This window comes from Methanosarcinales archaeon (genome assembly GCA_014859725.1).
Classification (GTDB): Archaea; Halobacteriota; Methanosarcinia; order Methanosarcinales; family Methanocomedenaceae; genus Kmv04.
The window spans coordinates 1-13035 of sequence record JACUTQ010000053.1; the positions used below are offsets into that span (position 1 = coordinate 1).

At 41.7% G+C, this 13035-nt stretch carries 16 protein-coding genes and 2 tRNA genes; 6 read left to right on the forward strand and 12 right to left on the reverse strand.

The window, feature by feature from the left end; translation table 11 throughout:
• Positions 1 to 51 precede the first annotated feature (51 nt).
• The 8 genes from IBX40_06115 to IBX40_06150 all read right to left on the reverse strand — a co-directional run bounded on the left by IBX40_06115 (position 52) and on the right by IBX40_06150 (position 4288).
• Complete coding sequence (locus tag IBX40_06115; protein MBE0523889.1) at positions 52 to 378, reverse strand: hypothetical protein; 327 nt, start codon at positions 376 to 378, stop codon at positions 52 to 54.
• Between the two features lie 60 nt (positions 379 to 438).
• Positions 439 to 846, reverse strand: coding sequence for a hypothetical protein (locus IBX40_06120; GenBank protein MBE0523890.1), 408 nt, complete (start codon positions 844 to 846; stop codon positions 439 to 441).
• Between the two features lie 241 nt (positions 847 to 1087).
• Complete coding sequence (locus tag IBX40_06125) at positions 1088 to 1252, reverse strand: hypothetical protein (protein ID MBE0523891.1); 165 nt, start codon at positions 1250 to 1252, stop codon at positions 1088 to 1090.
• A gap of 85 nt (positions 1253 to 1337) precedes the next feature.
• Positions 1338 to 1411: transfer RNA gene (locus IBX40_06130), tRNA-Phe, on the reverse strand.
• Between the two features lie 167 nt (positions 1412 to 1578).
• Positions 1579 to 1652 (reverse strand) — tRNA-Val (locus tag IBX40_06135).
• 72 nt (positions 1653 to 1724) lie between these two features.
• Positions 1725 to 2069: a DUF3467 domain-containing protein gene (locus tag IBX40_06140; GenBank protein MBE0523892.1), complete on the reverse strand. Its 345-nt coding sequence runs from the start codon at positions 2067 to 2069 to the stop codon at positions 1725 to 1727.
• A 56-nt stretch (positions 2070 to 2125) separates the two neighbouring features.
• Complete coding sequence (locus IBX40_06145; GenBank protein MBE0523893.1) at positions 2126 to 3121, reverse strand: glycosyltransferase family 2 protein; 996 nt, start codon at positions 3119 to 3121, stop codon at positions 2126 to 2128.
• Between the two features lie 147 nt (positions 3122 to 3268).
• Positions 3269 to 4288, reverse strand: coding sequence for a flippase-like domain-containing protein (locus IBX40_06150; GenBank protein ID MBE0523894.1), 1020 nt, complete (start codon positions 4286 to 4288; stop codon positions 3269 to 3271).
• Positions 4289 to 4368: 80 nt separating this feature from the next.
• Between IBX40_06150 and IBX40_06155 the strand changes: the two genes are divergently transcribed.
• On the forward strand, positions 4369 to 5022 hold the full coding sequence (locus IBX40_06155; protein MBE0523895.1) for a glycosyltransferase: 654 nt from the start codon (positions 4369 to 4371) through the stop codon (positions 5020 to 5022).
• Here the strand turns inward: IBX40_06155 and IBX40_06160 are convergent.
• The 4 genes from IBX40_06160 to IBX40_06175 all read right to left on the reverse strand — a co-directional run bounded on the left by IBX40_06160 (position 5017) and on the right by IBX40_06175 (position 9103).
• Positions 5017 to 6189, reverse strand: coding sequence for an NDP-sugar synthase (locus IBX40_06160; protein ID MBE0523896.1), 1173 nt, complete (start codon positions 6187 to 6189; stop codon positions 5017 to 5019). The two genes, IBX40_06155 and IBX40_06160, sit on opposite strands and share 6 nt — an antisense overlap.
• A gap of 50 nt (positions 6190 to 6239) precedes the next feature.
• Positions 6240 to 6626, reverse strand: a complete 387-nt coding sequence (locus IBX40_06165; protein MBE0523897.1) for a CoA-binding protein — start codon at positions 6624 to 6626, stop codon at positions 6240 to 6242.
• A 132-nt stretch (positions 6627 to 6758) separates the two neighbouring features.
• Positions 6759 to 8855: a hypothetical protein gene (locus IBX40_06170; GenBank protein MBE0523898.1), complete on the reverse strand. Its 2097-nt coding sequence runs from the start codon at positions 8853 to 8855 to the stop codon at positions 6759 to 6761.
• Between the two features lie 8 nt (positions 8856 to 8863).
• The gene (locus IBX40_06175; protein MBE0523899.1) at positions 8864 to 9103 is read right to left on the reverse strand and encodes a hypothetical protein; all 240 of its coding nucleotides are present in this window, start codon (positions 9101 to 9103) and stop codon (positions 8864 to 8866) included.
• Positions 9104 to 9121: 18 nt separating this feature from the next.
• On the opposite strand from IBX40_06175, the gene IBX40_06180 reads away from it, so the two are divergent.
• The 5 genes from IBX40_06180 to IBX40_06200 all read left to right on the forward strand — a co-directional run bounded on the left by IBX40_06180 (position 9122) and on the right by IBX40_06200 (position 12998).
• Positions 9122 to 10084 carry a methanogenesis marker 12 protein gene (locus tag IBX40_06180; GenBank protein ID MBE0523900.1) on the forward strand — a complete coding sequence of 321 codons (963 nt, stop codon included), beginning with the start codon at positions 9122 to 9124 and terminating at the stop codon, positions 10082 to 10084.
• Positions 10085 to 10136: 52 nt separating this feature from the next.
• Complete coding sequence (pyrB, locus tag IBX40_06185; GenBank protein ID MBE0523901.1) at positions 10137 to 11060, forward strand: aspartate carbamoyltransferase; 924 nt, start codon at positions 10137 to 10139, stop codon at positions 11058 to 11060.
• 14 nt (positions 11061 to 11074) lie between these two features.
• The gene (locus IBX40_06190; protein MBE0523902.1) at positions 11075 to 11518 is read left to right on the forward strand and encodes an aspartate carbamoyltransferase regulatory subunit; all 444 of its coding nucleotides are present in this window, start codon (positions 11075 to 11077) and stop codon (positions 11516 to 11518) included.
• 8 nt (positions 11519 to 11526) lie between these two features.
• On the forward strand, positions 11527 to 11892 hold the full coding sequence (locus IBX40_06195; GenBank protein ID MBE0523903.1) for a DsrE family protein: 366 nt from the start codon (positions 11527 to 11529) through the stop codon (positions 11890 to 11892).
• 230 nt (positions 11893 to 12122) lie between these two features.
• Complete coding sequence (locus tag IBX40_06200; protein ID MBE0523904.1) at positions 12123 to 12998, forward strand: CBS domain-containing protein; 876 nt, start codon at positions 12123 to 12125, stop codon at positions 12996 to 12998.
• The last annotated feature ends 37 nt before the right edge of the window (positions 12999 to 13035 follow it).

Here is a 13035-nt window from a genome sequence, read left to right on the forward strand (position 1 = left end):
ATCTTTCTTTTTGAAATTGCTGTCAATACGTCAAATATATCCATGTGCAACCTACACCTGGGTTTGGCCAAACTTTTCTTCTAATATTTCGTCAGTACTTAGCAGGTATCTTGCTCTTTCCATGTTTATCTCATCAACCATCTTCCATGAAGACCTGTTATTGATGAGTACTTTTTTGGGAAGACATCTCATGAAACCAGGAACATACCCCATTGTCTTCTCAATATCTTCAAGTGTATCTTCATATGACACATCAAGATTGACATTGGGATAGAGATGATTTCTATTTCCTACATCAAATGCGATGTCAGCAAATGGCCCTTCATTATCAATTTGCTGGACGATACCCTCCGGTACATTTATTTCTATAAATTCCATTTAAAACACCTCTTGATTAAATTATTCAAGGGGATTATTCTTCACCCCAGTAGTCCATTGCTACCAGGTTTTTTTCACAACCCAACCCCCAGCCTTAACTTGGGCGGTGTATAAAGGTCCCGCCCTTATATATAGTAGCCAGTACAACACAATTTTTTTTTTATTGTTGACCATTGATTTTGTACCGAAAATATTTGAGTTGAACCTTCCTGTGGATCTGGAATGGCTTGATGAAACTGCTGCCGGCAGACTGCTTTCTTCTGTAACAATCCACTTTTCCAGATCGATGCTTGAGATGATTAAGACTAGTTTCAAGGTTCTACTGACTTCGAGCAACAATCCCGAGAAAGATGATATAGTGAAGTTGAGGTAGAAACGGCTGTATATAGGGCTCTGATGAAGGATGATGTGTCTGATAATTGCTTCATCCCTGGTCAGCGATCCGGTACTAAAAAGGTCAGTATGCATAGACAGCATATCCTCTGGATCTGGCTGCCGGGCAGAGGATGGATCCAACAGACCTGAAGTTTGAAAGAGTGGATGGATCACTGACTATGAAACTCGGGTTCAGGAAAAAAGGAATGGTGCCCATCCCCCTTTCCTTGTATCTGTATCTATTTTATCAAGAATATCCCTTACACGATCCTGAGTGATCCAGTCCCGATCCTTATCAATCATTTCAGAAAGTGTTTTCAGATGTGTCAGCAGTTTAAATGATCCTGGCAACAGAAAGTTCCCGTAAACCCCACCCGGTTTGACAGTCTGCTGAAAATTTAAGCAAAAGAAGTTTATTTCTTGCAGTTATGGTTGTGGAGTCCCGTATCGAATTTTTGAAACTCTCATATCTATTGTTGTACTTATGTATATCAATCATATTCCATCACTTCCGTGTTCTTGTACGGCATATCAAGCCTTTCCGAAACGGGGCGAAAGTAATGGGTTTTGTACTAATTGGATAATGCCCAGACCCGGATTTGAACCGGGGACAACTGCCTCTTCAGGGCAGCGCTCTCCCAGACTGAGCTACCTGGGCAAGGTAGGAATCTTCTCTTTTCTTTAATGCTATATGAAATGTTCGTTTTTTCTTATTACAGCCCGCTCTTGACCATATTGTCACCAATATCCAGTCCACGTATTAAGCCCGAAGGGCTTCATACGTGTGCGGCCTGCTACTGGCCTGAGTAGCTGTGCCAGAGTTAGTGGGCCCGCGGAGATTCGAACTCCGGACCTCCGCCATGTCAAGGCGACGTCATAACCTGCTAGACCACGAGCCCTTGTTGGTTAACTACCCGGCACTCCACCTAGGTAATTATTTTAAATAAACCTTTGGGTTTAGTTAGCGTTTTTTACATATATCCCTGTATCTGGGTGGAATCTGGCTGTTCCTTTTGTGTAGCCTTTATTGCTGAGTCTGTTGTGGCAATGGTCCCGAACATCTTCTCATATTCAATAAGATGTTGATTGAGCCAATTTGATAATTCCTTTGCTGCTGATGGGGAAAGTATAACTTCTGTTTCGATCTTTCGATCTATGATCTGGGTTCCTTCGACGACATTACCAAATGAACGTGGAGTATCGTTATAGAGGGCAATTCTGAAATCATACGGACTGTGACCGCCCATGGCTCCTATGGCATATACTTGTTTGAAATCCTCTGATCGACTAATCTCCATCTTGATATTATGATTCATAATCTTCATCTCTCCTGGTTGTCTCATTCGACTCGCACAATATATCTTTTATTACCTCAAATGTTAGATCGTGAGCTGTCTGTCCATTCAGTTCTTTTTTTGCGTATTCGATTCAATAAGGCCACTTTTCCACATAGTGTAATAAACCAGACATGAAATAGCAGGCCAAGTGTCTTACTTATTATCCGGGTCTGGCCTTTGGATTTGAGTCTTAATCCATAAGCCGGGATAAATGGAGTAAACAAAATAGCAGCAAATGGAAGTACCAGTGAAGTAAACCAGGCCAGTTTCAGGTTTATGGATATATTTGCATGGGGAAAATAAGACATGTTTTCAATAAGCCCGTCCAATGCCCCCGAGAGCCATCTGACTCTCTGGTTGTACAGTTCTTTTAATGTTGTAGGGGCTTGCTCTCCAACCCTGGTATCTACAAAGACCGGTTTCTTGCCTTCAAGATAGACTCTCTGGGTAAATTCCAAATCCTCGCAATACACATGCTCATTAAGCAATTTCCCGTCAAATGATCTGGCATCAATAACACCGATCAATCCATTAAACTGTTTGAATCCGTCAAATTTCTCAAATAATTTATATATATCTTCGAAAAAAGAATATTCAGCAGCAATAATCTTTGCCGCCCAGCCTGAATCCTGGTTTGTGATGTACCGCGGTCCACTGGCAATAACAGCATCAGGGTCATTTTCAAGTCCATTGATGCATTTCAATAAAAAATCTGCGTCTGGTCGGCTGTCCACATCAAAAAGTGTAATAAAATCTATCTCTAAAGTCCCATCCGGCCTTCTCATTGTTGCTAATCCATCATTAATAGCCCCGGCCCTACGGCCCCTTGTATCCTGGCGGATAATATGATTAATACCTTCATTCTCAAGATATCTTGTCCTCTCATCAGGCCCTTTAGGGCTGTCTACAAGATATAATAAATTCAAATCCAGGTTGGGATTTTCTAATTTTCTTAATGAGTCAATTGAATTCTTAATTACTGATAACGGCTCAAAAGGTGCGACCGGGATGAGTATAATCACTTTTTTCATGCGAGTGACAATAAAAGTATTAATTATTTAAACACTTATCTAAATAAATAAAATTTGAACAGAAGCTTATGGTGATTATGATCCCCCACTCCAACCTTATTACACTCCCACGTGTAAGCTTAAATTTCCAATCTGAAAGGGGAGTGTTTATTTAATATCTTTAAAAAGACTTGAATTCTTAAGAATTTTTATACTGGTCAGCCCCCCAATTATTAAATTAAGATAATATGTAATCATTCGCCATGCTACTACCACGATCCCGAGTATGGAAGCTGGTACTATTACCCCGAAAAGCGCGGCCCCGCCCAATTCTGCAATCCCGCTGGCACCTGGAGTAATAGGGAGCACCATCAGGAAAGTAAGAAACAACTGGAGAGCGAATGCAACCAGGATAGATGGCGGTTGGTTGAGTCCTAATAGAATTAATGGTAAGATCATGAATTCCATTAGCCAGTAAACCAGTGTACAAAAACTGCCATAAAATAATCCTTTTTTTCCGGATTTCAAAAAGGTCCACAGGCTATTATGAAAATTCCACAGTTCCAGGTTTATAAATTCAATGATATGTTCTGTTTTGTCAAAATGTCCGATCTTGTGAAGACCCCGGGTCAAAAGGGATGAGAGCTTATCTATGAATACCGGATTAAGAAGTCCTGCAAAAGCGACGATCACTAATAATAAAACAAATATTTCTGCAACGACTATGAACATATCCATTTCCCAGCTAAGTAGTGATCCCCTTAATATCCATAAAGAAAATGGTGTGGCGATCAAAAGAAAAAGAGCATCCAGAACCCTCTCACCAATTACAACCCCAGTGGCATCACCAATAGGCATTTGAGCGTTTTGATTCAACTGGTGGATCCTTACAGGTTCTCCCCCTGCCATGGATGGAGTAACAGATGCAGCAAACAGGTTTGATACCACTGCTTCAGTGGCTTTTATAATCCCTATCCTGTATCCAAGGGCACCGGCCATCACCTTCATTCGCAGTCCCCAGATAAAAAATGAACCTATATGCAATAGAATTGCGGCCAGCAGAAAGCCTGGTCTTATGCTTAACAATATGGGAACGGTCTCAGGATCTACTGTAAATACACTGATTAAAATTAAAATGGAAATGCTTAGTATTAATGAATACATTAAAAGTTTCTTAAGTCGTTCCATGTTTCAGTTAGAGATAATTTTTATGTTATATAAAACGTTGAGAGCAATAGAAAATCCAATATATTAAATGATGTGAAAATTTGGTCACTATAATCCTGCCCACTAAGAATGAAGAATCGTGTATCTGTGCCACCATTGCCAAGATCAGGGAAGTTTGTGAGAGTCCACGGATAATAATCGTGGATGGAAATTCCACAGACAACACTGTTAAGATAGCAGAGGATAACGGTATTGAGGTTATATATGATCACGGATTAGGTAAGGGTGAAGCTCTGAGATGTGCTTTTGATCATGTTAACGATGATGTAATATTCCTGGATGTGGACGGGACCTATCCAATACGCTCTCTCCCTGATTTTATCAATGCTCTGGATACATACGATCTTGTAGTTGGGGAGCGGGTAGAATTTGCAGGGGATGCTCTGCCCAAACTCTTTCTCATAGGTGATATCATATCCAGAGGACTTTTCCACGTGCTGTACTCGTCAAGGGTCGATAACCTATCAGGATTACGCGGAATTAAGAGGGAGGCCCTTGAAAAGCTTTCACTGGAATCAGATGATTTCGGGATAGAGACCGAGATTACCGGGAAAGCAGTACGTCTGGGACTGAAAATCAAGAAGATACCAATTGTTTATAATGTGCGGATTGGTAATTCAAAATTCAGACCTATAAAAGATGGCATGATAGTCCTGAAAGCAATGTTAAAATACAGGGTAAAAAAACTTTCATAAAGCGTCATTATTGAAATCAGGGTTGACCCTTGTTTCTTTTACATTTACTCCTTTATCTATAACCAGTTCAGGCCAGAGACTCACATTAGAATGGATGGTGACATTATCCCGGATCACATCCCTGGGTCCGATCACAGTTTCTGTTTCCAGTATGCACTCATTACCTATTTTTGTATTATTATCAATTATTGCCCCGGAAACACTGGTATTTCGACCTATCTCCACATCATTGAATATGATGGCAGATAGTATCCTGGCGCCATCCTTTATCACGCAGTTTGAACCAATTGAAGTATAGGGTCCAATTAACACCTGGTTGCCGATGGTGGTATTCTCACCTATCATGATAGGACCCACCAGTGACGAGTCCGAACCCACGCTGACCCCGTTGCCAATATTAACCGGTCCTAACACCTTCGCATCCTTGGTATTGAAATGGCCATTTATTACAGTACCAGGCAGCTGATCAAGTTTCCACTTACAGGCCTCCCTATATGCAGCAGCATTACCGATATCTGTCCAGTGTCCACGCACAAGATATCCATTGATTCTTTCACCCTCACCCATCATTTTTGGGAACAGGTCCTTGGCAAAATCAAATTTAGTAGCTGGAGGTATCATATCAAGTATTACAGGATCGCAGATGTAAATCCCAGTACTGGCAAGGTTACTAAATATCTCACCTGACGAAGGCTTTTCTGCAAATTTATGGATCTGATTGAATACATCCAGATCTGCAATACCGTATTCTCTCGGATCTTCAATAGGAAGAAGGCCTATAGTGAGCTTTGCATCATTTTGTTCATGGAACCGATAGAATTCTCTAAGGTTTAGGTCCATAACATGATCCCCACCTATGACTATGAACGGTTCACCCTTTAGAAACTTTTCAGCATTTTTTACGCTGCCTGCAGTTCCCAGTTTAATCTCATCCCTGACATAATCTATGTGTGCCCCAAATATCTGTCCATCACCCAATGCATCTTCAATATCATTGCCAAGATAACCTATGGTAATCACTATCTCGCTGAAACCTTCTTTTGCCAGATGTTCCACAAGATGTACCACAGAAGGTTTGTTCAGGATAGGAATAGTAGGTTTTGGACGGTCGAATGTCAGGGGACGCAGGCGTGTGCCTTCACCACCACACATGATACAGGCCTTCATTTTTTCACCGGAATCTAATAGTTATCAGAATATATATCTATACCGATTTTTTAGATACTTAAACCATGACCCAGATACATCATCGGACATTTTCCGGATATGCAGTGTATCTGGGATTCGCCACACTTCTCTTTTACTTCCGGAGTTTCGGTCATCCAGTGTATCCAGACATTATTAATGCCTTGCGCCTTAAGAGCATCCATAACATCTGCTGGCTGGGTTGTGGTCACTCCTATTATGGCTCTTTCAATACCTTCCGGGAGTTCTGAAACATTTTGTAGTGTTCCTTTTGCAGGGTCTTTTGATATATCAACGGCATAGACATCTTTCCCCAATTTGGTCAGCTCTTTAATTGCCCATTTCATAGCCGGTTTGGTATTATCAGTAACTACTGCGAATCTGTCAGCATCCCAGAATAATTCCTGTTCAGTTTTCATATTATTTACCCCATAATATGTTTAATCTGATTAAATATTAAAGTATTGGAAATATTAATATTTATTTTAATAATGTTCATTTATAATGATTAATTGCAGTGGAAATGGGGGGGTTGCTGAAAAATCAGCCGATCATTTGAATTTACCCAACAGGTGTTCATAGAATCCCTTCTTTTCATCATCTGCCTGCCTGGCCAATCGTTCTACGATCAGTTCGGGGGTGCTCTTGGCCACGTAATTATATCTGGGATTACGATCAACGATCAAATTCAGATCACTGTCCAACCCCCTGGCTTCAATACCGTCCACCCTCACATCACAATCAGTATGTTCCATAATATTTTCGGCCATGTGGCTTACAAATACACCTAAGGCCAGGGAGTTTTCATTTAATGATTCCAGAATCCCCCCGATTATCCTGGCAGATGCGCCGGGTTCGGTGATCGATTCCAGTTCGTCCACCAGCATTGCCATTCTTCCTGTTCCAGATACTACAGAAAAATCCTTTATTGTGGACTCGAAGGCACCGGCATCCATAGTCCCACCTGATTTCCTGAAATAGTATAGCTCGTCCATAAATCCAATTGACGCTGCTTTAGCAGGTACAGGGAATCCCATATGTGACAGTATAATGGTCTGGGCTATCAGCTCCAGAGTTGAGGTCTTGCCCCCGGAATTCACACCGCTTAAGATGGCAATCCTCTCAGGCGAATAATCATCAGATATAGAACTGAGTCGTGCCTCCCCCAGTGAGTAATTAACAGGTTCCACATCCCCTTTAATGAACAGATTCCTCCCCTGCTGTATTTCAATCCAGGTCCCTTCCTGAAGTTGGGGAGGTACAAGGTACAGGTCTTTTGCAAAAAGCCCTATGGAAAACCACACATCCAACTCCATGGCACCTGATACCATGCGCCGGACCATTGAATGGTATTTTGACAGCACGCGGGCAGAATGCCTCAAAATTTCCAATCTGCGCATGGTGAGCCTGGAATTCAAGAACTGCCTGAGCTTTTCTATGGCCTCCCTGTCAGCCTGGATCGTGGTTGTGATATCAGAACTGAACATATCATCGATAATCAGGGATTCCTTTTTATCCAGGTTCAGTTCATTTACAATACCTGCAACTGCCTCTTTTATAATATTATTATATCGGCCTGCCATCTCCATGTTTAGCAGGTCCTTTATCCCTCCTCCTGCCACATCCAACAGATCTTTTCCTTTCAGAGTGATGGTACTATTTTCAAGATATGTTTTAAAGCGTGCATTTGCGCTTTGTTCGGTTGTTTTTATACAGTTATCCAACCTGTCCATGGACGACTTGATCCTGTCAATCTCTTTATCATACCCGCTTCGTACTCCACCATCCCCCACCACCTCCATAGCAGTTTCCAGGTGGGTGACATCAGCGTTTTTGATGTCTGAAAAAAGGATTGGGTAAGTGTTTTCCAATATTTTGTATGCCTGTATGGCTGATGAAATGATATCCTGGTTGCTTGAGTAAAAAGTGATTATCGATTCGGGAGCTACCAGCCATGTTTCAATATTTCCCAAATCTTCATATTCGATATTGCCGTCACCTGGCAGGTCTATTCCCCCCAGTTTCATTGAAGCTGTGACATGGGAGTAACCGGCAGCAGCATCTACAAATTCCCGGGGGGACTCGACCAATATCACCTCAATTGAACTGCCGAACCTGGCCAAGGCAAGTTCGTATTCTTCATGGCTCTGCACAGCCAGTACCCTGTCCCTCACTTTTTTAGGGGTCACACTTTTCAACGGTCTGATGCCTTTCAGCACAGTTCTTAGCCCTTCAGTTCCTTCCCTGGAAGCAGCAATCCCTTCAACCATGCTGATTGCTGAGGTGACTTCGTTCATTACTGATAATATCCTATCCCGTTTCGATGAGGGCAAAGGGAAATAGATATTGATCTTATCTTTGGCATAGGTGGTATTTGTATAGGATTTGATAATATCAAGCAGTTTCTTATAGATCCTCCGGGCTTCCCTGGTCTTAAGGAAATCATCAGGAGAGATATTCTCATCCTTGAAAATAAATGCCTGCACCAGAACAATAGCGTTCTTTTCACCAATGCCCGGTATTGCGGCAATGGCAGCGATGTCATGACGTGAAAAGATTTCCATTGCTGCAGTTTCAGAACCGAAATGCTCGATCAGGCGGTTGGCAGTTTTTTCCCCTATGCCTGGTATGTCTCTGATTTGGTCCATTCAAGATTTCAAATTGGCTTAAAGGATATATGTTTTATCATTGTTCTAGCTTTGGTGCCCTCATACTTCAACTTGACTGTGTTCAGGGCGCCGTCGGTGTCTGCCTGCTCCATAACGATTGATCTCATGCTGCCGTACTTATCAATAAGCTTGTTGTACTGCTCAAGCTGTAGATTCCTAACTAACTGCTTGTCATAGCCATATTGCACAAATTTTATCCCACTCAAATCAAAAAAACTAATATACATAAGAAAAACAACACAACCATGTTTGTAGGGATTGACCACGGCACCACATCCATGCGGTTTGCATCTTCTGAAGGACACACCTTCAATATCTCAAGACAGGTAGCCGCAGACATGACCGAATCCGAATTATTATCCACCACCTTGCATGGTCTTGACGCGCAAAAAGATGAAATCAAAATGATAGCTATCACATATTCCATGGGAGATGCCATAAGCAATATCACACCCATAGACCGCGTGCCTGATAGAGGGATAATAAGCCGGGACGGTGCCGGACTTCATGTGGGCGGCGGAACCCAGGTCTTTGATACCATTAAGGGATCGGGCATCCCTGCAATAGTGATTCCGGGCCTGCACAGGGGGAATACACCTGATGCAAGGTTCAATATATTTTCACATGGTGCCAGTCCTGAGAAGATCGGGATCGTGTATTTTGCCTTCAAGCAGGGGTATAACGATTTGATTGTCTCGGATATCAGTTCAAATACAGTTACTCTGGCAGTGGCAGATGGCCGCCTGCTGGGTGGTATTGATGCCTGCATCTTTGCCCCGGGTATACATCACGGACCCCTTGACCTGGCAGCTATAAGGGATGTGGATGCGGGATTGTACAATGCCAATGAAGCATTTACCAGAACAGGGGTTATCAAGATGACCGGGAACAGGAACATCCATGAACTCATTGACGCTTTTGAATCTGGTGATGAACAGGCTGCTCTTGCCTTTGATACACTGGCGCTTTTCGCATCAATGGAAATTGTATCAATGAAATTATTGCTAAAAGAAAAGGGTAATACTGAACCCAGGATATTTTTATCAGGTTCTATCAGCGAGCTTCAATATGTAAAAGAGAAAATCTCGAAGCATGTGGATTCAGAGGTAGAATCCATAGGTGAATGGAGTGCAGCTAAAGGGTGTGCATTAATCGCCAAGGATGTGTACAACGGTGCCCGGGATATACTTGGAATCAAAGTAGATTAAAAAAATAAAATTTTCAATAGATTTAAATTGGGACATCTCTATATTACCGGTAATGAAATTTGGCCGCCGTCATATCATCTCAATGAAGGATTTTACCAGAGATGAGATCGATTTTATTCTGGGCCGGGCTATTAAAATGGAAGACCTGCTCAAAAACGGTACATCAGATCTTCTAAAAGGTAAGATCCTTGCACTACTTTTTTATGAACCCAGTACCAGGACAAGGATGTCTTTCGAAGCTGCAATGCTCAGGCTTGGAGGTGATCTGTTGAACTTAGGTTCCAAAGAGGCCAGCAGCATTGCAAAAGGTGAAACATTGGCCGATACCATCAGGGTGATCAGTACGTACTCAGACGCCATAGTTTTAAGACACCCCAGTGAAGGCTCGGCGCGACTGGCCTCTGAATTTTCTTCAGTTCCAATTATTAATGGTGGTGACGGTGCCGGGCATCACCCCACCCAGACGCTGCTTGATCTGTATACAATAAAGAGAGAGAGCCATCTTGAAAATCTTGATATTGCTATAGTGGGTGATCTGAAATACGGCCGCACTGTGCATTCCCTGGCCTATGCGCTGTCCCGTTACGGTGCTAACATCACTCTGGTGTCTCCACCCCAGCTGACCATGCCTGAACAGATCAAAGCCGATCTGAAAATCCGGGGTGCTCAGGTCAGTGAGACCGAAAACCTGGAAGAAATTATGGGTGACATTGATGTGCTTTATGTAACCCGTATCCAGAAAGAGAGGTTCCCTGATCCTACCGAATATAAAAAAGTTGCAGGTGCATATAAGATCACTCCAAATCTTCTAGAAAATGTCAGGCAGGACATGATTATTATGCATCCCCTGCCCAGGGTATATGAGATCGACAGCTCTGTAGACAATTCACCCCATGCAAAATATTTTGAGCAATCTTTTTATGGTGTCCCTGCCAGGATGGCTCTCCTCACAATTATTCTGGGGGTGGAAATGTGAACACTGAAAAAGAAATGAGAGTGCGCCCCATCCGGGATGGTACTGTCATTGACCATATAATGGGAGGGCAGGCCATGAATGTATTAAAGATATTGGGGATCAAGGGAACATCCAGTGCAGTTGTTTCAGTGGCCATGAACGTACCAAGCAAGACCCAGGAAAGCAAAGATATTGTAAAAATCGAAAACAGGGAGCTTGAACAAAAGGAGGTTGACAAGATCTCTCTTATCTCTCCAAATGCAACTATTAATATCATCCGCAACTATGAAGTGGCAGATAAACACCGTGTGGAGCTTCCGGATATGGTTGAAGGTATGGTAAAATGTGTCAATCCCAACTGTATATCAAATACCAACGAACCTATTATCTCAAAGTTCCAGGTCAAGAAAGACCCTATCAGATTACGATGTTTATATTGCGAACATGTCATTACAGAAAATATAGCTGAACTGTATTAGGTGATCAAATGGCGGAGATTACTCGCGTCCTATTACTTCTAAAGAATATGGTCTATGAGAGTACCAGCCCCCAGGAGACCCTACGATTTGCAAAATATTATCGAAAAAAAGGACTGGATATAGTTGTGGTGTTGTGGGGACCAATGGGGGTGCTCCTGGGAAAAAAGAACAAACGCGGGTCCCCGATTTACGACGATTATGTCAAGGAATGTCTTGAACTGGGTGTCAAATTCAAATGCTGCCGCCTGGCAAGTTCAATGATAGGACTTGAAGAAGATGATTTCATTGAAGGTGTTGAAATAGTGGAATCATTTGAAGTCGCAGAATTATTTCTTGAATATCAGGAAGAAGGGCAGCTTATCATAAGCTTATAAATTCTTCAAATCACCAACAATAAAGGCTTTAACTTAAAAAAATGTGTGGAAACATTAATGATTGATTAAACACATTGATTATTTTGAAAAAACTGTTCTCAAATAGAGAAACATCATAAATGGGAAACTGAATTAAAAGCAAAATAACGGTTGTTAAATTGTATAGCTGTCGACAATATTTAATATAAGAGTTACAATTATTTACTAATATTAACATTTAAGGTGTTCTTATGGAACTTACTCCAATTCAAAAAGAGATTTTAACAGCATTGGTTAATCTTTATCGTAAACACAAAAGAGCTGTTAAAGGTGAAATGATTGCAGATGTTATAAACAGGAATCCAGGGACTGTTCGGAATCAAATGCAATCACTTAAAGCCCTTGGACTGGTTGAAGGTGTTCCTGGTCCCAAAGGTGGATACAAAGCTACCGGTACTACTTATGAAGTTTTGAGTATAGATCAGATTGAGGCCGAAGCTGCCGTTCCAATCTTCAAAAATCAAGAGATTGTTGAAGGTTTGACTGCCGCTGAAATAAGTTTCACCACTGTCAGACATCCTGATACATGTAATGGTATAATACGTATTCTAGGGGACATTAGGGCGTTTGAGTCCGATGATATAGTTCAGGTCGGTCCAACTCCGGTAAATAAACTGATCATCCGTGGCAAAGTAATCGGGCGAGATGATTCATCTAATTCATTATTGTTCTCAATCATTGAGATGGTCTCACTTCCAAAACGTCCCATAAAAGATTATGTTTCCAAAAAAACCATTTCTATACCTGCTAATGGAACTATACAGGAGGCAGCAAGGATTCTTACCCGAAATAACATTCACGGGGCTCCGGTAGAAGATAAAGGCGATACTATAGGTATTGTGACCTATACCGATATTGGAAGGACACTTGCCAGTGGGAAGGTAAATCTTAAGATAAAAGAGATCATGAGTAAAGACATCATCTCTGTGGAAGGTAATACTCCACTACATGATGTTGTCAGGGTTTTTGATCAAAAAAAGATCAGCATGCTGTTGGTTACTGATAACAATAAACCTGTAGGCATTATCAGCAAAACAGATGTACTTCATGAAATGGTAATTTATTAAGTTCATCTATCAATTATTTTAAGTTTTTGGTGTAATA

Coding starts and splice junctions, on each gene's coding strand:
- IBX40_06120 (MBE0523890.1), bottom strand. CDS start 846: ATGCATACTGACCTTTTTAGTACCGGATCGCTGACCAGGGATGAAGCA.
- IBX40_06145 (MBE0523893.1), bottom strand. CDS start 3,121: ATGAAAAAAGTGATTATACTCATCCCGGTCGCACCTTTTGAGCCGTTA.
- IBX40_06165 (MBE0523897.1), bottom strand. CDS start 6,626: ATGAAAACTGAACAGGAATTATTCTGGGATGCTGACAGATTCGCAGTA.
- IBX40_06175 (MBE0523899.1), bottom strand. CDS start 9,103: ATGTATATTAGTTTTTTTGATTTGAGTGGGATAAAATTTGTGCAATAT.
- IBX40_06140 (MBE0523892.1), bottom strand. CDS start 2,069: ATGAATCATAATATCAAGATGGAGATTAGTCGATCAGAGGATTTCAAA.
- IBX40_06180 (MBE0523900.1), top strand. CDS start 9,122: ATGTTTGTAGGGATTGACCACGGCACCACATCCATGCGGTTTGCATCT.
- IBX40_06150 (MBE0523894.1), bottom strand. CDS start 4,288: ATGGAACGACTTAAGAAACTTTTAATGTATTCATTAATACTAAGCATT.
- IBX40_06170 (MBE0523898.1), bottom strand. CDS start 8,855: ATGGACCAAATCAGAGACATACCAGGCATAGGGGAAAAAACTGCCAAC.
- IBX40_06125 (MBE0523891.1), bottom strand. CDS start 1,252: ATGATTGATATACATAAGTACAACAATAGATATGAGAGTTTCAAAAAT.
- IBX40_06200 (MBE0523904.1), top strand. CDS start 12,123: ATGGAACTTACTCCAATTCAAAAAGAGATTTTAACAGCATTGGTTAAT.
- IBX40_06115 (MBE0523889.1), bottom strand. CDS start 378: ATGGAATTTATAGAAATAAATGTACCGGAGGGTATCGTCCAGCAAATT.
- IBX40_06195 (MBE0523903.1), top strand. CDS start 11,527: ATGGCGGAGATTACTCGCGTCCTATTACTTCTAAAGAATATGGTCTAT.
- pyrB (MBE0523901.1), top strand. CDS start 10,137: ATGAAATTTGGCCGCCGTCATATCATCTCAATGAAGGATTTTACCAGA.
- IBX40_06190 (MBE0523902.1), top strand. CDS start 11,075: ATGAGAGTGCGCCCCATCCGGGATGGTACTGTCATTGACCATATAATG.
- IBX40_06160 (MBE0523896.1), bottom strand. CDS start 6,189: ATGAAGGCCTGTATCATGTGTGGTGGTGAAGGCACACGCCTGCGTCCC.